This is a genomic window from Kocuria rhizosphaerae (genome assembly GCF_044462265.1).
GTDB lineage: Bacteria > Actinomycetota > Actinomycetes > Actinomycetales > Micrococcaceae > Kocuria > Kocuria rhizosphaerae.
Genome location: NZ_JBISWL010000021.1, coordinates 62,820 through 85,246 on the forward strand (window position 1 = coordinate 62,820; position 22,427 = coordinate 85,246).

The 22,427-nt window shown below is 72.5% G+C and carries 20 protein-coding genes; 8 read left to right on the forward strand and 12 right to left on the reverse strand.

Features of this window, described 5'->3' with window-relative positions:
- Window positions 1-203 precede the first annotated feature (203 nt).
- Window positions 204-1,718, forward strand: a complete 1,515-nt coding sequence (locus ACH9EU_RS02810) for an amidase (protein WP_396412412.1) — start codon at window positions 204-206, stop codon at window positions 1,716-1,718.
- On the opposite strand, the gene ACH9EU_RS02815 is transcribed toward ACH9EU_RS02810, so the two are convergent.
- Window positions 1,629-2,585 (reverse strand): AsnC family transcriptional regulator, encoded by a 957-nt coding sequence (locus ACH9EU_RS02815; protein ID WP_396412413.1) that lies wholly within the window; start codon window positions 2,583-2,585, stop codon window positions 1,629-1,631. The genes ACH9EU_RS02810 and ACH9EU_RS02815 overlap by 90 nt on opposite strands.
- 238 nt (window positions 2,586-2,823) lie before the next feature.
- Between ACH9EU_RS02815 and ACH9EU_RS02820 the strand changes: the two genes are divergently transcribed.
- Together ACH9EU_RS02820 and ACH9EU_RS02825 are read left to right on the forward strand one after the other, a co-directional pair.
- Window positions 2,824-3,633: a hypothetical protein gene (locus tag ACH9EU_RS02820; protein WP_396412414.1), complete on the forward strand. Its 810-nt coding sequence runs from the start codon at window positions 2,824-2,826 to the stop codon at window positions 3,631-3,633.
- 69 nt (window positions 3,634-3,702) lie between these two features.
- Window positions 3,703-4,878: an alcohol dehydrogenase catalytic domain-containing protein gene (locus tag ACH9EU_RS02825; RefSeq protein ID WP_396412415.1), complete on the forward strand. Its 1,176-nt coding sequence runs from the start codon at window positions 3,703-3,705 to the stop codon at window positions 4,876-4,878.
- A gap of 49 nt (window positions 4,879-4,927) precedes the next feature.
- Here ACH9EU_RS02825 and ACH9EU_RS02830 read toward each other — a convergent pair whose 3' ends face one another.
- Window positions 4,928-6,223: a saccharopine dehydrogenase NADP-binding domain-containing protein gene (locus ACH9EU_RS02830; RefSeq protein ID WP_396412416.1), complete on the reverse strand. Its 1,296-nt coding sequence runs from the start codon at window positions 6,221-6,223 to the stop codon at window positions 4,928-4,930.
- 95 nt (window positions 6,224-6,318) lie between these two features.
- Between ACH9EU_RS02830 and ACH9EU_RS02835 the strand changes: the two genes are divergently transcribed.
- Window positions 6,319-6,501: a hypothetical protein gene (locus tag ACH9EU_RS02835; protein WP_396412417.1), complete on the forward strand. Its 183-nt coding sequence runs from the start codon at window positions 6,319-6,321 to the stop codon at window positions 6,499-6,501.
- The gene (locus ACH9EU_RS02840) at window positions 6,498-7,322 is read left to right on the forward strand and encodes a tryptophan-rich sensory protein (protein ID WP_396412418.1); all 825 of its coding nucleotides are present in this window, start codon (window positions 6,498-6,500) and stop codon (window positions 7,320-7,322) included. The genes ACH9EU_RS02835 and ACH9EU_RS02840 overlap by 4 nt, the downstream gene beginning before the upstream one ends.
- A 16-nt stretch (window positions 7,323-7,338) precedes the next feature.
- On the opposite strand, the gene ACH9EU_RS02845 is transcribed toward ACH9EU_RS02840, so the two are convergent.
- Window positions 7,339-9,267, reverse strand: coding sequence for a glycoside hydrolase family 15 protein (locus ACH9EU_RS02845; RefSeq protein ID WP_396412419.1), 1,929 nt, complete (start codon window positions 9,265-9,267; stop codon window positions 7,339-7,341).
- A 123-nt stretch (window positions 9,268-9,390) separates the two neighbouring features.
- On the opposite strand from ACH9EU_RS02845, the gene ACH9EU_RS02850 reads away from it, so the two are divergent.
- Window positions 9,391-10,746, forward strand: coding sequence for a glucose-6-phosphate dehydrogenase (locus ACH9EU_RS02850; protein WP_396412420.1), 1,356 nt, complete (start codon window positions 9,391-9,393; stop codon window positions 10,744-10,746).
- A gap of 48 nt (window positions 10,747-10,794) precedes the next feature.
- Here ACH9EU_RS02850 and ACH9EU_RS02855 read toward each other — a convergent pair whose 3' ends face one another.
- A complete protein-coding gene (locus tag ACH9EU_RS02855) occupies window positions 10,795-11,703 on the reverse strand; it encodes a PIG-L family deacetylase (protein WP_396412421.1) in 909 nt (302 codons plus the stop codon).
- Between the two features lie 353 nt (window positions 11,704-12,056).
- Between ACH9EU_RS02855 and ACH9EU_RS02860 the strand changes: the two genes are divergently transcribed.
- Entirely contained in the window at window positions 12,057-12,281 is a 225-nt protein-coding gene (locus ACH9EU_RS02860; RefSeq protein ID WP_396412422.1) for a hypothetical protein, read from the forward strand.
- An 82-nt stretch (window positions 12,282-12,363) separates the two neighbouring features.
- Here the strand turns inward: ACH9EU_RS02860 and ACH9EU_RS02865 are convergent, their stop codons facing one another.
- The gene (locus tag ACH9EU_RS02865) at window positions 12,364-13,863 is read right to left on the reverse strand and encodes an FAD-dependent oxidoreductase (RefSeq protein WP_396412423.1); all 1,500 of its coding nucleotides are present in this window, start codon (window positions 13,861-13,863) and stop codon (window positions 12,364-12,366) included.
- A 239-nt stretch (window positions 13,864-14,102) separates the two neighbouring features.
- Between ACH9EU_RS02865 and ACH9EU_RS02870 the strand changes: the two genes are divergently transcribed.
- Window positions 14,103-15,170 carry a spore photoproduct lyase family protein gene (locus ACH9EU_RS02870; protein ID WP_396412424.1) on the forward strand — a complete coding sequence of 356 codons (1,068 nt, stop codon included), beginning with the start codon at window positions 14,103-14,105 and terminating at the stop codon, window positions 15,168-15,170.
- Window positions 15,171-15,255: 85 nt separating this feature from the next.
- Here ACH9EU_RS02870 and ACH9EU_RS02875 read toward each other — a convergent pair whose 3' ends face one another.
- The 7 genes from ACH9EU_RS02875 to ACH9EU_RS02905 form a co-directional block, all read right to left on the reverse strand.
- Window positions 15,256-15,606, reverse strand: a complete 351-nt coding sequence (locus tag ACH9EU_RS02875; RefSeq protein WP_396412425.1) for a cupin — start codon at window positions 15,604-15,606, stop codon at window positions 15,256-15,258.
- Window positions 15,607-15,636: 30 nt separating this feature from the next.
- Window positions 15,637-16,158: a methylated-DNA--[protein]-cysteine S-methyltransferase gene (locus ACH9EU_RS02880; protein ID WP_396412426.1), complete on the reverse strand. Its 522-nt coding sequence runs from the start codon at window positions 16,156-16,158 to the stop codon at window positions 15,637-15,639.
- Window positions 16,159-16,167: 9 nt separating this feature from the next.
- The gene (locus ACH9EU_RS02885) at window positions 16,168-16,944 is read right to left on the reverse strand and encodes a hypothetical protein (protein ID WP_396412427.1); all 777 of its coding nucleotides are present in this window, start codon (window positions 16,942-16,944) and stop codon (window positions 16,168-16,170) included.
- 98 nt (window positions 16,945-17,042) lie between these two features.
- The gene (locus ACH9EU_RS02890; protein ID WP_396412428.1) at window positions 17,043-18,893 is read right to left on the reverse strand and encodes an HNH endonuclease signature motif containing protein; all 1,851 of its coding nucleotides are present in this window, start codon (window positions 18,891-18,893) and stop codon (window positions 17,043-17,045) included.
- 73 nt (window positions 18,894-18,966) lie between these two features.
- Entirely contained in the window at window positions 18,967-20,046 is a 1,080-nt protein-coding gene (locus ACH9EU_RS02895) for an oxidoreductase (protein WP_396412429.1), read from the reverse strand.
- A gap of 433 nt (window positions 20,047-20,479) precedes the next feature.
- Complete coding sequence (locus ACH9EU_RS02900) at window positions 20,480-21,310, reverse strand: hypothetical protein (RefSeq protein WP_396412430.1); 831 nt, start codon at window positions 21,308-21,310, stop codon at window positions 20,480-20,482.
- 254 nt (window positions 21,311-21,564) lie between these two features.
- Complete coding sequence (locus tag ACH9EU_RS02905) at window positions 21,565-22,341, reverse strand: DUF6318 family protein (protein WP_396412431.1); 777 nt, start codon at window positions 22,339-22,341, stop codon at window positions 21,565-21,567.
- Window positions 22,342-22,427 lie beyond the last annotated feature (86 nt).

The window sequence follows — 22,427 nt, forward strand, 5'->3', positions numbered from 1 at the left end:
CTGACACCCGGCGCCCGGGGTTAGCGACAACCTTCGTCAAACCGCTCCGGGGCGGCAACGAAAGACGGAAACGGCCAGGAGCGTGGCTGTTTCCGTCATTCAGGGTGGAGATCTGCATCACTCTTCTCCGGGCGGTCCCCGCGCGGAAGACTTCTGAGCACACCCCTTCCCGCCCCTTTCCGGAGCCGAACAGGAGCCGAACAATGGACGATCTGCTCGAACTCAGCGCCACCGAGATGGTTGCCCTCCTGCGCAGCAGGGAGCTCTCCTCCCGCGAACTGGTCGAGGCCCACCTCCAGCGCATCGACGCCGTCGACCCGACCCTCAACGCGGTCGTCACCCTGGACGCGGACGGAGCGCGCGAGGCCGCGGACGACGCCGACCGGCTCACGGCCGCGGGCGCGGCCGTGGGTCCGCTGCACGGGCTGCCCATGACGCACAAGGACACCCACCGCACCCGGGGCATGCGCACGACCCAGGGCTCGCCGGTTCTCCAGGACGCCGTTCCGGAGGAGGACGACCTGATCATCGGACGGCTCCGCCGGGCCGGTGTGATCTCCACCGGGAAGACGAACGTGCCGGAGTTCGGCGCCGGCTCCCACACCTTCAACGAGGTGTTCGGGACCACGAGGAACCCCTACGCCCCGGACCGCAGCGCCGGCGGCTCGAGCGGCGGGGTCGCCGCCGCCGTCGCCGCCCGGATCCAGCCGCTCGGAGAGGGCAGCGACATGGGCGGCTCCCTCCGGATCCCGGCCTCCTTCTGCAACGTCGTCGGGTTCCGTCCCTCCTACGGCGTCATTCCCATGCCCTCCCCGGTGGACGCCTGGCAGTGGCTGGGGAGGACCGGGCCCATGGCCCGCACGGTCGACGACATCGCCCTGTTCATGTCGGCCGTCGCGGGCCCCGCCCCCGAGGTGACCCCCCGTGCCCCGCTGGACGGGAACGCCTTCACCGCCCCCCTCGACACCACCATGGAGGGCGTGCGCATCGGGTGGTCACCGGACTTCGGCATCGGAATTCCCGTGGAGCGTGCCGTGCTCGACGTCCTCGAGGCGCAGCTGTCGGTCTTCGAGGACATGGGGGCCACCGTCGAGGAGGCGTCCATCGACCTGGCGGAGGCCGACGCCGTCTTCCGCGCCCACCGCGCCATGACCTTCGCGGCAGGGCTGGGGGACCTGGTGCGCCGGCACCGGGACCTCATCAAGCCCGAGGTCGTGTGGAACGTGGAGCAGGGGTGGGCGCTGACGGCCCAGGACTGGATCGACACCACCGCCGCCGCCACCCGGCTGCAGCAGCACGTCCGCTCCTTCTTCCACCGCTTCGACCTCTTCCTCAGCCCGGCCGCCCAAGTCGTCCCGTTCGACGCCGGCCTGCGCTACCCGGCCGAGGTCGCAGGGCAGCCCTCGGAGACCTATCTGGACTGGATGCGCTCGGCGTGCGTGCTGTCCGCCACGTCCCTGCCGGTGCTCAGCGTCCCGGCCGGCTTCACGCCCGAGGGACTGCCCGTGGGGTTCCAGCTGGCGGTGGACCACTATCAGGACGTGCAGCTGCTGAGGTACGGCAAGGCCTTCGAGGAGTGCACCGGCTGGGCCGCGCGACGGCCCGACCTGCTGCAGAAGGTGGCGTCGTCAGCCGGACGGCATGATCCTGCCGCCCCGCTTGCGCGCCGTGAACAGCACGGAGATCTCCACGCCCTCGACCACCTGGGACCAGCGTGACCCGGTGACGAAACGGTACAGGTCGCCGAGCCCGCCGACGGTCACGTCGGCGAGGATCTGACAGTCGCCGGCGACCGCCGCGGCGTAGCGCACGCAGGACTCCCGGGCCAGGCCGGCCCCGATGTCCTCGAGACGGCCGGGGGCCGCCCGGATCCACAGCAGCGCCTCCACGGGAAGACCCAGCACGGCCGGTTCGACGACCGTCCGGATCTGCACGACCTGCCGGTCCAGCAGCCAGTCCACCCGTCGTCGTGCCGTGCTCTCCGAGACCCCGGCCCGGCGGGCGATCCGTTCGTAGCTCGCCCGCCCGTCCTCGCGCAGCACGTCGAGCATCTGCTCGTCCTGCGCGGTGAGCGAGGGCACCGCGGTCGGCGGCCAGGTCTCGGCCGCGAACGGCGGCTGCAGGGCCGACACCTGGCTCGCGGTGAGGGCCGCGGCCCGCCACGAACGGATGGTCCGGAAGTACTTGAGCACCGGGTAGCTCATGGTGCCGGACACCCCCGCGATCGAGGGGATCTCCAGGGACAGGACGTCGCCCACCCGCTCCTGGTCCACCAGCAGTTCGGCCACGCAGTCGGCGGAGCCCGTCACCGCGTAGGCGAAGCTCGTGTCCGGGCGACGGGCGAACGCCTCCACGGCCACCATCGCGGTCCCGGGCACGCATGTCGTCTTCACGACGACGTGCGCGGACCGAGGGCGCAGCGCGACGACGCCGACGGCCCCGCTCTCGAGCATCTCGGCACCCCGGCGGGCCACACTGCGTTCCGGCTCCCCGAGGGCCGCGGCGATCCTCCGCCACGGCGCACGACCGTCGATCTGCAGTGCCGCGACGATCCGCCGCTGCAGGTCGTCGAGCTCCGCCACCATGTCGGTCCTTCCGCCGGGGCCTGCTGATCCGCCTGCGACCGGCGGGGTGCTGGGACGGCACCCGGTTGCCGCATTCCCGGCCCGGTCCGGTCAGGGACGGCTGCATGGTGCCGTCGCGCATACTCTGGCCCGGCCGCGGTGGCCTCGGCAAGTCCGGCGGTCCGACGGGCCGTGTCGCCTACCGTGGACCTCGGCGACAACGGGCGGGACGGACGGCGCCCGGGACAGGCGGCAGGTGATGACCACGGAGCAGGACGAGGGCCGGGACCCCGAGGGGACCTCTGGCACGCAGAACGGGACCCGGCGACAGGATCCCGTCGAGGCCGCGGCCCGGCAGGAGGAGCAGCTGGGTCTGGCGGAGGGCCTCGCGCGCCGCCTCGACCGCCCCATGGGCGTGCTCGGCGTGCTGTTCCTGTTCGTGGTGCTGGGCCAGCTGCTCGCCGAGGAACCCGGGCTCGTGGCGGCTCTCAACGTGGTGGGCTGGCTCTTCTGGGCCGTGTTCGTCGCCGAGTTCCTGCTCCGGGCCTGGATCGCGCGCTTCTCGAGGCGGTTCTGGCGGCGCAACTGGTGGCAGGTGCTGTTCCTGCTGCTGCCGTTCCTGCGCTTCCTCCGCGTCCTGCGGGCCGCGCGGCTGCTCCGGGTCGCCCGGCTCGCACGGGCCGGCAGCGTGCTCTCGGCCGGGGTGCGGGGATCGCGCTCCGCGGGGCGGCTGCTGTCCAGCCGGATCGGCTGGCTCGCGGCGGTGACCGCCGTCGTCGTGCTCGTCTCGAGCCAGCTGCTCTACCTCCTGGGCCACTACCCGGGGTACGGCCCGGCGCTCTCGCAGGCGGCGATGTCCACGATCACGGGAGAGAAGCTCGGAGCGCAGGGTGTCTTCCCCCGCGTGCTGGAGGTCGTGCTGGCGATCTACTCGGTGGGCGTGTTCGCCACACTGGCCGGATCGGTGGGGGCCTACTTCCTGCGCGAGGACCGCGCGGCAGGTGCGGGCCCGGGCAGCACCGCAGGAGGGGCCGGTACCACCTATGCGGGCCCGGAGGACGCCGAGTAGGCTGATCCGGACCGAACAGATCAGCAAGCTGTCGTTCCGCACGGTCGGCGGCCCTGAGAAGGAGGACCGATGAAGGCTCTGACATGGCAGGGCAAGCGCTCGGTGAGCGTCGAGGAGGTGCCGGACCCGCGGATCCAGGAGCCCACGGACGCGATCGTCAGGATCACCTCGACCGGGATCTGCGGCTCGGACCTGCACCTGTACGAGGTGCTGGGGCCGTTCATGGACAAGGGCGACGTCGTGGGCCACGAGCCGATGGGCGTCGTCGAGGAGGTCGGCTCCGCCGTCACGAACCTCAAGGCCGGGGACCGGGTGGTGGTCCCGTTCAACATCTCGTGCGGCCGCTGCTGGATGTGCCGGCAGGGCCTCCAGTCGCAGTGCGAGACCACGCAGGTCCGCGAGTACGGCAGCGGCTGCGCCATCTACGGCTACTCCCGCATGTACGGCTCCGTGCCCGGCGGTCAGGCCGAGTACCTGCGGGTCCCGCACGCCGACTACGGCCCCGTCAAGGTGCCGGAGACCGGTGAGGACGAGCGGTACCTGTACCTCTCCGACGTCGTGCCCACCGCGTGGCAGGCCGTCAAGTACGCCGACCCGCCCGAGGGAGGCTCCCTCGCGGTCCTGGGCCTGGGTCCCATCGGCCAGATGTCGGCCCGGATCGGCCGCCACCTGGGTCACCGCGTGCTCGCGGTGGACCCGGTCCCGGAACGCCGGGCCATGGCGGAGCGGCACGGGATAGAGACCCTGGACCTGGACGACGACGTGGCCGAGCGGCTGCGGCAGGTCACCGACGGCCGCGGGCCGGACGCCGTCGTCGACGCCGTCGGCATGGAGGCCCACGGCTCCCCGGTCGCGGGGGTGGCCCACCAGGCGCTCGGCCTGCTGCCGGACGCCGTGGCACGCAAGGCCATGGAGACCGCGGGCGTCGACCGGCTCAACGCCGTGCACACCGCGATCGACGCCGTCCGCCGCGGCGGCACGATCTCGCTCAGCGGGGTCTACGGCGGCACGAAGAGCCCGTTGCCGCTGCTGACCATGTTCGACAAGCAGATCCAGCTGCGCATGGGCCAGTGCAACGTCAAGCGCTGGATCGACGACCTGCTCCCGCTCGTCGAGGACCCCTCGGACCCCCTCGGCGTCCTGGACCTCAGGACGCACACGGCGTCCCTGGACCAGGCGCCGGAGATGTACGAGAAGTTCCAGAAGAAGGAGGACGGCTGCATCAAGGTGGTCCTCAAGCCGTAGGCACCGCGACGGAGCCCGGTCCCCGAGGGGGCCGGGCTCCGTTCTGTGCTCAGCGGTCGGCCGGACGCCCGTCCACGGTGATCCGGACCCGGGCCGGCACCAGCGCGGCGAGGTCGCCGTCGAGGGCGAGGGCCGGTGTCGAGGAGCCGAGGGCGGCGTCCGGGACGCCGCGCACGGCCATGCGCAGGGCGAGCTCGACCACGAGCCACGCGGTGGTGCCGTAGCCCGGGTTGCCCCGGGCCTCGAGCACGGCGCCGAACGTGCTCCCCTCGTGCGTCGTGAAGGTGCCGCGGGTCGTCCAGGACCAGCCGGTGAGCACGTCCCCCTGCGGACCCGTGCCCGCCGCGGGCAGGATCCGGGACAGCGCGTCGGCCAGCCCCGAGCGCACCGGGCGCGGCAACCGGGTGACCAGGCCGGCGAGCGCCTGGAACCCCGAGGCACCCGTGGCCGCCGCCAGGCGAGCGGGGCCGCCGAGGCCGGCCCACCGTCCCACGGCCATGGCCTCGCGGAAGGCGACGGGACGGGCGGGGGCGCCGGGCACCGGGCTGAGGGCCTGGGTGCGGTGGACCACGGGCGGGTTGATCGCCGCCAGCGGGCTCATGGGCGCGAGCACCTGTCCTCCGGCCACGCGGGGGGGCAGGCGCAGCGGACTCGTCCGGCGCACGGCGTCGGGGTCCGCGGCGGTGCCGCTGCCCGGGGCCGGGTCCGGCAGGCGCGCCGCGACGTCGCCCGTGCGCCACCGGTCCGGGTCGCGCAGGACCTCGAGCAGGCTCTGCACGGTCCCGCCCGAGACCGCGTCGCGGAAGCCGGTGCCGGGCGGGGTGCGCACCGTCGTCACGAGGTCGGCGCCCCGCAGGGTCTCGCCCCGCGCCGCGGCGGCACGGCGGGCGGCGTCCACGAGGACGTCGGCGGGCAGGGCCTCGAAACCGGCCGTGTGCACGATCGCGACCCCCGCGGCCCGGGCCGGTGCGTGCAGGTCCCGGTCGGTGCGGAGGACCAGCGGCGCCTCCCCGGTCAGGTCGACGTAGTGGGCGCCCCGGGCGACGCACGCGGCGAGCACGGGCGGCGCCAGACGCGTGTAGGGCCCGGCGAGGTTCACGACCACGTCGACCCGGCGCACGAACGCGTCGAGGGACCGCTCGTCGGTGACGTCCACCGGCAGGACCTCCGGCACGGGCAGACCCCGCTCGGCGCAGAGATCGCGCACCCGGCCGGGGTCCCGCGCACCCACGACGACGCCGGCCCCTTCCAAGGGGGCCCGGGCCACGAGATGGGCCAGCGCGGTGCGCCCGGTGATGCCGGTGGCGCCGAGCAGGCCCACGACGGGGCGGGCGGCGGGGTCCATGGCACCACTGTAGGGCCGGGGCCGCCGGTCACCGCGCGCGCCGGCGCCGGCAGGCGTATTCTGGTCCCACCATTTCTCGAGGTCGGGAGGCCGCCGTGCTCGCCGTGGTCAGCGCCGAGGGGATGATGTTCCTCCTCGTGAGCATCCTCTCCTGGACGGTCCTCATCGCAGCGTCGCTCTTCGTCCTGTGGACCCTGTACCTGCTCAACAAGTACCTCCGGCTGCGGCTCGCGCAGCTGCGGGAGGAGCGGGCACCGGTCCCGGAGCGGAGCCCGTGACGGCGCCGGTCACCGTCGCGCACACCGCCGCACCGTCCGACCGGGCACGGCAGGCGGTCGTCACCGTCAGCGCGGTCGCGTGCGCGCTGGGCACCCTGGTGGGCCTCGGCGTGCTGGGCACCCGCGTGGCGGAGTCCTCCGGAGGAGCCCTCGCGGCCGACGCCACCCTGATCGCCCCGGCGAGCCCGGCCTTCTCGATCTGGTCCGTGATCTACCTCGGGCTCCTCGGCTACACCGTCTGGCAGTGGCTGCCGTCCCGCGCCGCGGACCCACGTGCCCGGGCCACCGGCGCGCTCGCGGCGGCGTCCCTGCTGCTCAACGCCGGCTGGCTGCTGGTCACCCAGCGGGGCTGGATCGCGGTGAGCGTGGGCGTCATCGTGGTCCTGGCCCTCGTGCTGGGCGTGCTGGTGCACCGGCTGGCGGACCTGCCGGCGCGGGGCGGCCCGCTGGAGCGGCTCGTCGTGGACGGCACCTTCGGCCTGTACCTGGGGTGGGTCTCGGTCGCCACGGCGGCCAACGTGGCGGCCGCCATCGTGGCCTCCGGGGTGTCCCAGACGGGGCGGGGCGCGGAGTGGATCGGCGTCCTGGTGCTGCTGGGACTCGCCGCGGTCGTCGCCGCGATCCAGCAGCGGATCGGCGCACGCTGGGCGGTGGCCGCCGGGTCGGCGTGGGGCCTGGCCTGGATCACGGTGGGCCGGGCCGCGGACGAGCCACGCTCCGCCACGGTGGCCTGGGGCGCGGCCGTGGCGGCGGGCCTCGTGGTGGCCGCCACGGCGTTCCTCCGCTCCCGGCGGGAGCCGAGCTCCGCGCGGCGCCCCTGACGGACGGGCCGGTCCGTCAGCGCCCCGTCCGGGCCTCCACCTGCTCACCGGCGCGCGCCCGCACGACGGCGTCGACGGCGCGGATGAAGCCGAGATGGCTGAACGCCTGCGGGAAGTTCCCGGCCAGCCGCCCGCTCACCGGGTCGTACTCCTCGGCGTAGAGCCCCAGGTCGTTGGCGCAGTCCACGAGCCGCTCCAGCAGCTCCCCGGCGTCGTCCACCCGGCCGCTGCGCGCGTACTGCTCCACGAGCCAGAACGTGCAGATCAGGAACGGGTACTCCCCGCCCGCCAGGCCGTCCATTCCCGAGGCCGTGCGGTAGCGGTGCACGAAGCCGTGCGGACCCCGCAGGTCGGCCTCGATCCGGGCGACGGTGCCGAGCATCCGGGGGTCGTCGTAGGCCACGAAGCCCGTGTGCGGCAGCTGCAGGAGGGAGGCGTCCACCTCGGAGTTCTCGTAGGTCTGGGTGAACGAGTTGAGCTCCGCGTCGAACCCGTGCTCGAGGATCTCCGTGCGCAGCCGGCCCCGCAGGTCCCGCCACCGCTCCACCGGTCCGGAGAACCCGTGCTCCTCGACCGCCCGGACGCCCTGGTCGAAGGCCGCCCACATCATGGCCCGCCCGTGCACGAAGCACGTGGAGGCCCCGCGCATCTCCCAGATGCCGTGGCCGGCGCGGCCGTAGTTGCGCTCGCAGAAGCGCAGCAGGTTCTTCTGCAGCCCCCACGAGTACTCGTCCTCGGGGACCCCGGCGTCCCGCAGCGCGGCGAGGGCGAGCATGACCTCCCCGACGACGTCGGCCTGGTACTGGCCCACGGCCCCGTTGCCGATGCGCACGGGCGTCGAGTCCTCGTACCCGGCGAGGTGGTCCAGCTGCATCTCGGGCAGCTGCCGCTCCCCGGCCAGCCCGTACATGATCTGGATCTGGTCCGGATCCCCGGCCACCGCCCGCAGCAGCCAGTTGCGCCAGTGCAGCGCGCCCTCCGTGAAGTTGTGGGCCACCATCACCTCGATGGTCAGGGCGGCGTCCCGCAGCCACGTGTAGCGGTAGTCCCAGTTGCGCTCTCCCCCGAACTCCTCGGGCAGGGAGGTGGTGGGCGCCGCGACGAGCCCCCCGGTGCCGCGGTGGGTGAGCGCCCGGAGCACGAGCAGCGAGCGCAGCACGGCCTGCTCGTGCCGCTTGTGCGTGCCCACGTGGGAGCACCAGTCCGTCCAGAAGGACACGGAGCGGTCGAGGGCCCTGCCGGGGTCCACGGGCACCGGGAGCGGGTGGTGGGACTCGTGCCAGGTCAGCACCCAGTCGTGGCTCTCCCCGGCGGACAGCGGAAAGCACCCGCCCAGCCGGCCCGAGACGGCGCCCTCGTCGTCGTCGGGGTGACCCGGCTCCCCGGGTGCCGCCTCCTTCAACGGGTCCACCTGCGGGGACTCCCGGGGGTGCAGCAGGGGACCCGTCAGCAGCAGGGCGTCCGGGCCGGCGATGGAGAGCAGTGCCTCCTCCCCGTCGTCGCCGACCTCGACGCGCCGGCTCCACGGCAGGGCGCGCGCGTAGTCGAAGCGGATCCGCAGGTCGTGCTCCACCTCGACCGATCCGGAGATGCACTCGACCCGTCGCACCAGGTCGGCGTGGTCCGGGTGGTCGTCGGCCTCCCCGGGCGGCAGGAAGTCGGTCACCACGGCGGTGCCCGTGGGGCTCCGCCACGTGGTCTCGAGCACGAACGTGCGCGGCAGGTAGCGCCGGGAGGCGACCTCGCCGTCGACGACGGACACCTGCCAGCGCCCGTCCTCGGGGGTCCCGAGCAGGGCGGCGAAGACCGACGGCGAGTCGAACCGGGGGAAGCAGAGCCAGTCGATGCTCCCGTCCCGGGAGACGAGCGGTCCCGTGTGCAGGTCGGAGAGCAGGGCGTAGTCCTCGAGGGGGGTCGACGGGACCCGGTCGGCGTCGGCGCTCATGCGCCCATTCAACCAGCAGCCCCGAGCGACCGCGGACGCACCACCCCGGGACAGCGCGACAGGGCAGCGGGACACCGTGCCGGGGCACCGTGTCGGGGCCCCGCACCGGGATAGCGTGCCGGTATGGACAGCATCCGGACCCTCGTCATCCTGGGCGCCACCGGCGACCTCACGTCCCGCCTGCTCCTGCCGGGGCTGGGCACGCTGCTGAGCTCCTCGCCGGACCTGCGCATCGACGTCGTCGGCTCCTCGCGCGAGCCCGCCGAGCGGTGGCCACGGGTCGTGGCGGAGGCCTTCGACGACGTCGCCGCCACGGGGCCCGCGGTGGCGCACGCGCGGGAGACGGCACGCTACGTCCCGGCCGACGCCACGGACGCCGCGGACCTCCGGCGCCTGCTCGGGGACCTCGAGGGCCCCGTGTGCCTGTACTTCGCCCTGCCGCCCGCGGTCACGGCGCGCTCCTGCGCGGCCCTGGCGGAGCTGGACCTTCCGGAGGACCTGGTGCTGGCCCTCGAGAAGCCGATCGGCTCGGACGCGGCGACCGCACGGGAGCTGAACCGGCTCGTGGGCCGGATCGTGCCCGAGGAACGGACGTTCCGGGTGGACCATTTCCTGGGCCTGCCCGCCGTCCTGAACTTCGTGGGGCTGCGCTTCGCGAACCGCCTGCTGGAGCCGCTGATGAACCGGGACCACGTGGCCTCCGTCGAGATCGTCTTCGACGAGACGCTGGGCCTGGAGGGCCGCGCCGACTTCTACGACACCACGGGCGCACTGCGGGACATGGTCCAGTCCCACCTGCTCCAGGTCATGGCCCTCGTCATGATGGAACCGCCCTCCTCGTTCGACCAGGTGGAGATCCCCACGCTCACGAGCCACGTGCTGCGCGCGACCAAGCTGTGGCTCGGAGACCCCGTCCGGGCCGCCGCCCGCGGCCGGTACACCGCCGGCACAGTGGGGGGAGGGGAGCTGCCCGACTACGCCGCCGAGGAGGGCGTGGACCCGGGGCGCGGCACCGAGACCTTCGCGCAGGTCGTCCTGGAGGTCGACACCTGGCGCTGGAACGGCGTGCCGGTGACGCTGCGCTCGGGCAAGGCCGTGGGCGACCCGCGCCAGGAGATCATCATCACCTTCCGACCCCCGCCGCACGAGTACGCCCAGTTCCCGCACGGCGGCAAGGTGGCCCCGAACGTGCTGCGGATGGGGCTCCAGGAGGAGCACCTGATGCTGGAGGCCAACATGGGCGGCCCCTTCGACTCCCGGGGCACGACCCGCGTGACCCTGTCCTCGGGGATGGCCGAACCCGGGCTGAGCGCCTACGGGAGCGTGCTGCGGGGCATTCTCGCGGGAGACCACACGTTCGGCGTCCGCGGGGACGCGGCCGAGCAGGGGTGGCGGATCGTGCAGGAGGTGCTGGAGGCCTTCGAGGACGGGCGCGTCCCGCTGCTCGAGTACCCGGCCGGCAGTGACGGGCCGGTCTGACCCCGGCCCCGCCCTGCCCGGGGACGGGACCGGTCCGCGGCCGGTGGCCTACAGGTCGCCGACGGCCGAGCCCAGCAGGCGGACCGGCTCGAAGGCCTCGGCGTTGGTGTTCTTCGCCTGGGCGCCGCGGAACGCGGCCATGCCGCGGACCCTCCCCGGCGTCATGTAGGGCTTGCCCGACTGGTCCCGGTGGGAGAGCACGGCGGCGACCTTGACGTCCACGTAGCCGTCGATGTCCACGAACACGGACGGGTCGAAGTCACGGGTCACGGACGGGGACTCGAAGCACAGGATGGAGTGGTGGGCCCGCGCCGCTCGCAGGGTCGCCTGGTGCACCGCGTAGTGGTCCTGGTGCTGGTCGTGGGCGGAGTGGGTGAAGATCAGGTCCGGCTCGAACTCCCGGATCGCGTCCTCGATGGCCCGCACCATGTCCTGGCCGGCCGTCTCCAGCCGGGTGTCCGGGAAGTCGTGGACGCGCAGGGCCCCCAGGCCGAGGAAGGAGGCGCCGCTGCGGGCCTCCTCCGGTCGCAGGTTCTGGCTGCCGCCGACCTCGCCGCAGCTCATGACGAGCCCGCGGACCTCGTGACCGGCGTCCACCAGCTTGGCCAGGGTGGCGCCGCAGGCCAGCTCCAGGTCGTCGGGGTGCGCGCCCACGGCCAGCACCCGGCGGCGCTGGACCACGGTGGCGGCGGGGATCCGCCGCTCGGCCACCACGAACGCGAAGCTGCCGGTGGCGACGAGCGTCGTCACGGCCACCGCGTCGCACACGATGGCCAGGGGCATGGCCCACGCGCACCACAGATTGAGCACCAGCAGCATGGAGTACACGACGATGACCGCCCTGCGAAGCCGTCGGGCGCCGACGACGAACCGCGTGTGGCGCGTGCCGGCCGCGTTCGGCAGAACGTAGGCGAGGACCACAGCGCTCAAGAGAGCGCCGAAGACGGACAGCAACATGATTCCCCCCAGAGTTCTTCGACCCGGCACCGGTGCTCCCTCGCCCGGCGCCTTCGACGTCACCGGCCCCCCGACCGGTCCGACGTCCACCCGGGAACAGTGGTGCGACCACCGTCCCGGATATTCATCAGTTTGCATGAGGGAACAGGATTTTGCATCGGCCCCGAGGGGATATCCGGACCCCACATGTGCCTACAGGCGGTTCCCCACCGGACGTCTCAGCACCGCCCCGTCCCGGTCCGCACCTGTATCGTCAGTCTGCTTTTCTTCTGGGCGGGATCGTGTGAGACTGGGCTCACGCGGCTCGATCCGCCCACCGTCCACGGTGTCCACCACAGGAAAGAGGTAGCTCCATGATCAGCACGCTCCAAGATCTCGGCATCCGCAGCGAGCACGCCTACGCGGCCGGCTTCGCGTCCATCGGTCTCTCGTTCGCCTCCTGGGCCATCGACCTGGGCAAGACCAAGGACAAGGCGCAGGCGGACCGCTGGGGCCTGTTCGTGGGCGAGTGGGCGCCGACGTTCTTCGCCATCGGCGTCGCCCTGAAGCTCGAGGAGACCGCCTCCTCCAAGAAGTAGGCCACGAGCTCCCCGATCGCTCGGGGACGTGGGCGGGGCCCCCACCCGCACGGGTGGGGGCCTCGGCCGCGTCCGGGACGGATCAGCCGCCGCGCCGGGCGAGATCACGCACCGCGGGCCCCTCGAGCCGCGTACCGTCCGCGTCGAACCGGGATCCGTGCAGCGGGCAGTCCCAGGAGCGCTCGACGTCGTTCCAGCGCAGGACGCCCCCGAGGTGGGTGCACACCCCGGAGACCCTGCACGTGGTCCCGTCCACGGTCGACACCGCGACGGGCCGCCCCCACTCACGCCCGACGACGCCCTGCCCCTCCGCGGGCGCCTCGGCCGGCAGCTCGTTCAGCTCGGTCCGGAGCCAGTCCTTCGGGGCGTTGAAGCCCACGCCGGCGTTGACCCGCAGGGCCGCCAGGAGATCCGCCGGCGTGGTGGCCTTGCGCCCCAGCTTCTCGGCCCACGGCACGGTGCCGCCGAGGATCTCCGCGCTCAGCGCGAGGGACGCGGCGACGGCGTTGCTCATCCCCCACTTGTTGTAGCCGGTCGCGAGATAGATGTGGCCACCGCCGCGGGGCAGGGTGCCGATGAAGGGGACGAGGTTGACCGACCGGTAGTCCTGGGCCGCCCACGCGTGGGTGCGCTCGGCCTCCGGGAACCACCGCCGCGTCCAGGCCTCGAGGTCGTCCACGGCCGCCTGCGTCGAGGGCGTGCGCCCGACGACGTGGTCGTTGCCGCCCACGAGCAGCAGCTCCTCCTCGCCGACCGGCACGGTGCGCATGGTGCGCGCGGGGCTGTCGGCGCTGAGGTACATCCCCTGCGGGAGGGACGAGGGGGCCCCGGGAACCCGGTAGGTCAGGGCGTAGGAACGGTTCGGGGACAGCTTCGCGAAGTATCCGCCCCGGTCCAGCACCGGGATGCCGGTGGCGAGCACCAGGCGGTCCGCCCGGACCGTGCCCTCGGAGGTCTGCACCGTGATCGGCGAACGGACCCCGGCGCCCGTGAGCCGCACGCCCTCCACCAGGGTGCCGCCGCGCTCCTTGAGCTCGGCGGCCAGGGCGCCGAGCACCTCCATCGGGTGGAACTGCACCTGTTCCGGCAGCGAGATGGCTCCCGAGACCTTGAAGGGCAGGCCCGTGTCGCGGGTCCAGTTCACGTGCAGACCGGCCGCCCGTGTCGCCTCCAGCTCCTTGCGCAGGGCTGAGGTGCCCTGCGCCGTGGTGGCGTAGGTGTAGGCCATGCGCCGCTGGAACGGGACTCCCCGCTCCTCCAGGTAGCGCACCAGCCAGGCGATGCCCTCCCGGTTGCCCTCGACGTAGGCGCGCAGCACTCCCTCCGGCTGGTGCCGCCGGATCTGGGAGAGCGTGGTGCCCTGCAGCAGGCTCAGCTTCGCCGTCGTGTTGCCGGTGGTCACGGCGCCCACGGTGCGCGCCTCCAGGACGGCCACGCGCTGACCCGCGCGGGCGAGCAGGACCGCCGTCGTCAGCCCGGTGAGCCCCGCGCCGGCGACGACGGTGTCGTAGTGGGCGCCCGGGACGAACTCGTCCGCCGTGCCGGACGGCGCCTGATACGTGTCGAGCCAAACGGATTTCATGCGGACGCTCCCTCGTGGTCGGCGAGCAACGGCTGACGGGCGGTCATGGTGCCATCCTGGCGGCCCGGAGATGGCACGTCCACTGTTGATCCGCGGAGCCGGTCCCGGCCGAAGTGGCGCACGAGGTGGCACAGACGGCCTCCGCGAGATCGCCGCGCACCGCCCGGCACGGCCCGGCACGGCCCGGCACCGCCCGGCACCGCCCGGGATTGTCGGAGGTGACCCCTACCATTCCCGTCATGCCCCCCGAACCGCCCCTGGTCGACATCACCCGGATCTACTACGAGCCGGCGGCGGCCGAGCTGCCCCGCGGGCAGGAGGTGCTGCGGAGATGGCCGGACGCGCACCTGGTGGAGGTCCCGAGCCACTGGCAGATCCCGGAGCTTCACGGGGACGAGGCCAACGTCCGGCGGTGGGTGCGGATCAAGCGCGAGGCACTGGTGCTCGGGGTCAAGAAGTCGCTGGCGGCGAGGCCCAACGGCCGGTCAGCGGACTTCATCGCGCCGTCCACGGCCAACGGGTGCGCCATGGCGTGCGCCTACTGCTACGTGCCGCGCCGGAAGGGCTACAGCAATCCCGTGACGGTGTTCGCGAACATCGAGCAGATCACCGGCTACCTGGACCGGCACATCCGCCGGCAGGGGATCAAGGCCGAACCCAACCAGTGCGACCCCTCCGCGTGGGTCTACGACCTCGGGGAGAACAGCGACTGCTCGGCCGACGCACTGCTCAGCGACAACGTGCGCGATCTCGTGGACCTGTTCCGCGACCGTCCCACGGCCAAGGCCTCCTTCGCCACCAAGTACGTCAACCGCGAGCTCCTGGACTGGGACCCGCGGGAACGGACGCGGATGCGGTTCTCCCTGATGCCGGCGCACCTGGCGAAGCTCACGGACATCAGGACGTCCCCGGTCCCCGAACGGATCGCGGCGATCGACGACTTCGTGGCGGCCGGGTACGAGGTCCACGTGAACTTCTCACCCGTGATCGTGACGGACACCTGGCTCGAGGACTGGGCGGAGCTCTTCCGGCAGCTCGACGCCGGCCTGGGTCCGGCGGCCAAGGAGCAGCTCGCCGCGGAGGTCATCTTCCTCACCCACAACGCCCAGCTGCACGAGGTCAACACGCGGTGGCACCCCCAGGCCGAGGAGGTGCTGTGGCGGCCGGACCTGCAGGAGACCAAGCGCTCCCAGAACGGGGCGCTGAACGTGCGCTACCGGTTCTGTGACAAGCAGCGCTGGCTGGAGCAGTTCCTCGACCTGCTGCACCGCGAGCTGCCGTACTGCACCGTCCGCTACGCCTTCTGAACCGGGTGAACCTCCGGAAGGACCCGAGCCTTACGGACCCGAGCCCGTGCTCCCGGGCGCCCTGGGAGCACCGGATTCCCCACAGTCAGGCCACGCGGGGGTTGCTGCCGTCCGAGGGCCGGGAGACCGAGGTCAGCAGGAAGACCGAGTCCTCCAGCGCCTCGACCGAGTGCCGGGAGTCGGTGAGGGACAGCAGCTCCCCGGCGACAAGCTCCTCGGTGAGCTGACCGCGCTTCAGCACCCGGATCCGGCCGCGGAGCATCTGGAGCGTCGCAGCGGGCGGGGAGACGTGCTCCGCCAGCTCCCGGCCGGCACACAGCGCGATGACGGTCTGCCGGAGTACGCCGTCGCGGATCACGAGTTCAGCGCTGTTTCCGCCGACCGCCGCGTGCGCCCTCTCGAGGTTGGCGGCGGCGAGATCGTCGAGGTGGAGCATGGGTCCTCCCGGAGCGTCAGGCGTGCGGAATCAGAGCAGCGCACCCTCGAGGCGCAACAGGAACTCCTTGCGCTCCATGCCCCCGGCGTAGCCGGTGAGCCGGCCGTCGGCGCCGATGATCCGGTGGCACGGGACCAGCAGGCTCACGGGGTTGCGGCCGTTGGCGGCGCCGACCGCCTGCGCGGCCCGCGGCACCCCGATCGAGCGCGCGATCTGCCCGTAGGTTCCGGTCGTCCCGTAGGGGATCCCGGCCAGCGCGTTCCACACCCGCACCTGGAACGCCGTGCCGTGCAGGACGATGTCCGCGTCGAACTCCTGGAGCCGCCCGGCGAAATACTCGTGGAGCTGTTCGCGCACGTGCGGCAGGACGTCGTCGTCGCGCTCACCGAAGGACGCCGGGACCGGGCCCTGCCGGGCGCCCTCGACGGACAGGGCCGTCAGCGCACCGTCCTCCTCCACGAGAGCCAGCGGGCCGATCGGCGAGTCGACGACGGCGTGGCGACGCCGGGCGGCGGTGCTGGTGGTGGCCGGCGGGCTCAGTCTCAGTCCCATGCGCCGAGTCTACGCCCGGTGCCGGGGCTCCGGAGAGGTGCGGGCGAGCTCGTAGGACGGCTCACGCAGGCAGTGCGTCCATCCGTAGTTGGTGGCCCCGACCGGGACGTTCCGGAGCGGGTCGAATCGTTCGGTCTGGTCGACGGGGCGGCCCGGGCGCATGACCACCGTGCCGAACCGGCGCCATCCGCCGAGCGGCGTGGCCCAGTGCAGATCGAGGCTCCACGGTTCGGCGGCGATGGATGCGAGGAAGAGGTCGGGGCGTGACGGCAGAGGTTCCGCCCTCGGCAGGGAGCGTGCAGCCACCAGCACGGGACCGTTCGTGCCGCGGTAGGGCATGAACGACGTGAAGGCTCCGTCCGGTACGCGCCGGTGAAACGTGGGGACGAAACGGGTGAGCCGGCCGCTGCCGGAGGTGGCCAGCAGGATGTCGGCGCAGTCCCCCACCGGCGCGCCGGTGTGCTCCCCCGCGGCCCCGTCCGTGCGCTCCGACGGAGATCCGTCGGTACCTTCCGCCACAGGGGCGGGGCAGCGCAGCGCCAGCCCCAGGATGTCCGGCCAGCCGTGCGGGAAGCCCGCAGAGCGTGAGAACCGGGCCCGCACGGTGTCCTGGCCGGACTCGTCGATCCAGCTGATGCCGCTGGCTCCGGTGCCCGTGCGAGTGAGAACCCCTTCGAGCCCCACGCCCACCGTGTGGATGGGGCGGTCCGGACGGAACTGCTTCAGGACGGCGAACGGCGCGCGGGCCACGGAGCCGAGGCGTGCGCTGAACGGTGCGTTGGTCATGGTCGACACGCTACCCGCGACCGGTGTCGAGACACGTCGTCGGCACGTGCGGCGGATTCCGAAGGAACAACCAGGGTGAGCGGCCCCGTGCGCAGTGCTCAGAAGGGTGGCGGGTCGTCGGGCAGCAGGCCGCGGGCTCGGGCGCGGTTCCAGGCCCAGGCCGGGCCCCAGAACCGTGCCAGCTCACTGGCCTGCCTCAGCTCCTGGGCCGCTCTGGGCTCCTGCGCCGTGCCGGGCTCCTGCGCCGTGTCGTCCGGGGACAGCGGCCCCGCGGGGATCCGCACCGAGGACAGCACGGGGTGGTGGTAATGCGCGGGATAGCTCACGTGCACCCGCCCGGCCGGTGAGGTCCACACCAGCACCCCCTCCTGCTCCGGCTGCTCCACCCGCCACCGCCCGAGCGGGCCCTGGCGGTGCTTGAGCCGGTGGTGGGCCCGGCACAGGTGGGCGAGGTTGCCCGCCTCCGTGGTGCCTCCTTCCGCCCAGGCCACCGTGTGGTCCAGATCGCACCGGGCCGCCGCACGCCGGCACCCGGGGAACCGGCAGGTCCCGTCCCGTGCCCGCAGCCGCCGCTTCAGATCCGCCGGCACCGCGTAGGTGGTGCGGTCGTGGGCCAGCACCACCCCGGTCAGCGGGTGGGTCAGGACACGCGTCCAGGACGGGGCGGCGGCCGCGATCCGGGCGGCCAGGCTGTCGGGGATCGGCCCGTACCCCTCCAGCTCCGCGCACGCGAGGGCCCCCGGCCACCGGACGGCGACCCCGCCGGAAGCCACGTCGCCGGAGAGCCCGGTGCCGGGCACCGGGTTGCCGTCGGGAGCTGCGGCGGCCGGGGGCTCGTGGTTGCTGAGCTCCGCGTCTCCGGGCGCCGCGTCCCCGGGCTCCGCGCCGGAGCGTTGCAGGAGGGTGAGGGCCGGAACGGTCACGGTCACCTGCCCGCGGATCCCGCGCAGGTGCTCGGGCATTCCCTCCGGCTCGCCCTCCAGCACGAGGTCGGCCAGCACGTCCGCGCACAGCTGCGCCCGGGTGCGCGGCCGGGCCTCACCCGCGCCCTGGCCGGCGTCCGGGCCGCCGTCCGGACCACCGTCCGGGCCGTTTCCGGAGTGCTCGTCGTTGCAGGGGTCCTGGTCGTCGTTCCGGTCGTCTCCGGTGAGGGCCGGGATGTCGTCGGGGTTGACCCGCCCGGCGATGGTCTCCAGCCGGTGGAGGGCGGCGTGAGCGGTGGCCGCGTCCAGCAGCGCGCACAACCGCGCCATCCCGTCCTGATCCGCCTCCACCCACACCCGCCGGGCGGCCCGGGCGGCCCGGTGACGGGCCTCCTCCGTGCCACGGACCAAAGAGGCACGGCGCCGCAGGTACAGCGCCCGCAACTGCGCCGCAGTCACCTCCGGAGCCCGCTCCAGCAGCTCCGCGGCCAGCCGCCGCGCGGCTTCCACCGGCGGCCGCGGCTCAGGCGCCGGGTGCAGGGCGCTGCCGGCCAGGTCCCGCCACGCCTGGGCGATCACCTCCGCCTGACGCACCCCGATCTCCCCCCGTTCGAGGGCCTCCAGCACCTGAGGCAGGGACTCAGCCAGCAGGATCGCGGTCTCCACCCGGCGCACCGCCGTGACCGACGGCAGGTGCAGGGCCGGACCGATCTCCTCAGCCACCTCCAGCAGCGGTCGGTACGGCGGGTCCGCGGCCAGCCGCCCGGCCCGGCGGGGACGCCGGGCCAGCCAGCGGGCCAGGACCACCCGGTGCCGCTGGTTGGCCTGCCCTTGCAGCACCCACATCCGGTGGATCACCCGAAACTGCCGGCCGGCCGCCGAAGCCTCCGCCCGGGCATCACCCAGCAGCTCCTCCACCGAGCACCCGTAGTTCCGGTAGATGGCAGCCAGGACCGCATCCTCCGGGGGGAGTTCCCCCAGCAGACGTTCCTCCGGGTCCCGCGGACCCTGAGCGGTGGTGGTCATGCTTCATGATCCCCACCGGGTCGGACATCCTAAGGAGTGACGTGAGTCACGTACGAGGGTCTCGTCCGCCCACTCAGACCCGGGCGAACGGGTAGTCCGTATAGCCCTCCGCGCCCTGGGTGTAGAAGGTCGACGGATCCGCCGGCGCGACCGGGAGCCCCTCCTGCCAGCGCCGCACGAGGTCGGGGTTGGCGATGACGGCCCGCCCGATCACCACGGCGTCCGCCAGCCCGCCGTCGACCAGCCGTTGCGCCTCGGCGTGGTGCATCTCGCCCCAGCGTCGCCCGCGGTTCACGAGCACGACGCCGCCGAACCGCCGCCGCAGCCCCTGCACGAAGTCACCCTCCAGCTCGTCGTGCAGCACCGACAGGTACGCCAGACCGAGATCCGCGACGCCGTCCAGCAGCGCGCCGTAGGTGGCTACGACGTCGTCGTGGTCCTCCTCGACCGTTCCCTGGATGTTGTGCTCCGGAGAGATCCGCAGCCCGACGCGGTCGGGGCCGACCGCCGCGGCGACCGCGCGCACGACCTCGACCACCAGCCGGGCGCGGTTGGCCGGGGTGCCGCCGTACTCGTCGGTGCGCAGGTTGGCCCCCGGGGCCAGGAACTGGTGCAGCAGGTAGCCGTTGGCGCCGTGGATCTCCACGCCGTCCATTCCGGCCTCGACGGCGTTCCGGGCGCCCTGCACGAAGTCCTCGACGACGCCGGGCAGCTCCTCGGCGGCCAGCGCCCGCGGGACGGGCAGCGGCTCCTTGCCCTCGTACGTGTACGTGCTCTGCGGCGCGGCCACTGCGCTCGGCGCGACCGGCCGCTGCCCGCCGTTGAATCCGGGGTGGGAGATCCGGCCGCCGTGCATCACCTGCATGAACAGGCGGCCACCGGCACCGTGCACCGCGTCGGCCACCCGGCGCCAGCCCTCGACATGCTCCGTCGTCGCGATGCCCGGCTGGTACGGGAAGGCCTGGCCCACCACGGAGGGATACGTGCCCTCCGTGACGATCAGCCCCACCGAGGAACGTTGAGCGTAGTGCTCGACGTTGAGGGCGTTGGGCACGCCGTCGCGGCCCGAGCGCACGCGGGTGAGCGGCGCCATGATCACGCGATTGGGGAGCTCCACGCTCCCGACGGTCAGCGGTGCGAACAGGTCGGTCATCGGACTCCTCGGGACGGGCCCGGGTGACGACCCCGGCCAGGGGGTGGGATGCGGTCTCCCAGGCAGGGTAGTCGGTGCCTCCCGCGGCACCCGAAACGGCCGGTGATCTTCGGGCCCCCGGCGACGACGACGTCCCCGTCCGAGCGCACGCGGACGAAGCATGTCACGACGAGACGGCCCGGCCGTTCCTCCGGGCCCGGCTCTGGTCAGAACCAAACTCCCAGGCGTACCGTAGAGGGATCGTACGACGTGGTGCGGATGACCGGCGGACCAGTTCCGCCCCCACAGTCACCGGCTCCCCGTCGCCCCTCGGCGGGGGGCCGGGTCCACGTCCGGCATTTCTCCTGTGCTTCCCGCGGATTCCGGGTCGGTGACGGCGCGCGACGCACGGCCCCTCATGACAGATCCCCGAAGCGGCCCGCGGCGCCGGAGGTCAGCAGCCGGCACCCTGCGGGTTCTCGAGACAGTTGTCCGCGTAGTTGCGCACGGTCGAGCGCCAGACGCTGATCGGCACGGGCTCGCTCACGACGTCGTTGAGCCCCGCTACGGGCAGCCACGGGCCGCCGGCCACGGAGTACTCGCCGTAGAAGAAGGTCGTCAGCACGACGGCGTAGTCCCCGGTCTCGGTGTAGACGTGGCTGGTGTCGGTCGGCACGTCCCATGCCCCGGGCTCGAGCGGCGTGCCGGTGAGCTCGGTGGGGCCCAAGGTGCTCCCGTCGCCGTAGTCCCACAGGTACTGGACGGGCACCGCCCGCACCTGCACGGGGAATCCACCGAGCTCGGTGGCGAACTGCTGGGGAACCGCCTCGGCGTACACGTTGGTGTTCAAGCCCCGGAGGGTGTCCGGCGCGGGCTGCACCACGCCGGCCGCCGGGGAAACGTTGAGCGTACGGAAGTCCTGCAGGGTGAAGGTCGGCAGCTCGATGACCTCCTCCCCCGCCTCTGCTTCGGCCGTGGACACGCACATCGGTTCACCCCACGGGGTGTTGATGTCGGTGCCCTGGTTGACGACCACGTTCATGTAGACGCCCGTGCCGCCGTCGTCCGTCGTGCAGACCCGCTCCGCGAGGCATGTCTCCAGTCGCTCACCGGTCCTGTTGGTGCAGGGGTTCTGCAGCCCGAAGGTCTGCTCCCTGGACCGCGCGATCGACTCGGGGCTGTAGGGCCGATCGATCCCCTGGTCCGCCAGGTACTGGCGGAGGGCCTTCTGGAATTCGGGATCCTCGTCGGGGTCGTAGGCGACCGGGGCGGCGCTGATTGGCAAATTGCCAATGTCTTCAGGCTCAGATGATTCCAGTCTTGACGGCGCCCCATCATCGACGAGTTTTAGATCGATCCGATTTTGGTCGGCCTCGGCCGACGTGGAAGCTCGCGAAGAAAGTTCACGTCCCCGATTAATTGACTTCAAAGAAGTCAGGCCAGTTTCTTGATTGGTAGCCGCTGAGGGCTGAGATCCCGCCGCCGCAGCCCAGAGCATCGTCACCAAAAAGGCCGTTGGCACCAATAGCCTGGACAATCTCATCCCCCTGACAATGGAGCCATAGTGATATATACCCACGAACCATCGGAATAGTCCATGTAGACCTGAATTGGTTCGTTGAAATTGGGATCGGGGGGCACAGTGTCCATTATCCTGCTTGCGTCAATTAGCTGCACTTCGTCGTTTCGATACTTCACAACAGGTTTGTAAACGCCGTCCGCAGCCCTCGTTATAGCGAAATCTTGCAGTTCCAGTTGTTGACGCCCGCCGGTTAGCCACTGACCTGCCTTGTACGCCTGCTCGACTTCGCCCAATTCTTGAATGCAGACCTCACAAGCTGGGCTGATGATCTCGCGGGCATGCGACGTGTCACCGGTCTGGTAGGCGTACCACATGGCGTCCGACCAGTAGTCGAGGAACGCCTGCGCCCCGTCCCGGGACTCCTCCTTCGCCAGCTCCGGCAGGACCGGCTTCGGCACGTTCTGAGCGGGCCCGTCGAGCGAGGCCGGGACGTAGTCCGCGGGAGTCTCCCCGGGACTGGGCTCCGTCGTCGCCGATGCGGTTCCCGACGAGCCGGCCGACCCGGTGCTGGACGGCGACGCCGCGGCGTCGTCGCCTCCGGCTCCGCACCCCGCGAGGAGGGTGACCGCCAGGGCGGCGCCCCCGATCGACGCACCGACTGACCAGGACCGGACCATGGAGTTCCCCGCTTCGCTCTGCCGCGGCCCGACGGGCCGGGTGAATGCGTCAGATCGTAAGGGCGTTGCCCCACGGAAGAGCAACGCCTGTGGACAGCCCTCAATACGCGTTTGCATGAGGCCTGGTCAGGGCGTTCGTTGTCACGACCTCGTTAATGTCACACTGACCCGAAGAGTGTTATAGTCAACTGCACCAGAAGATG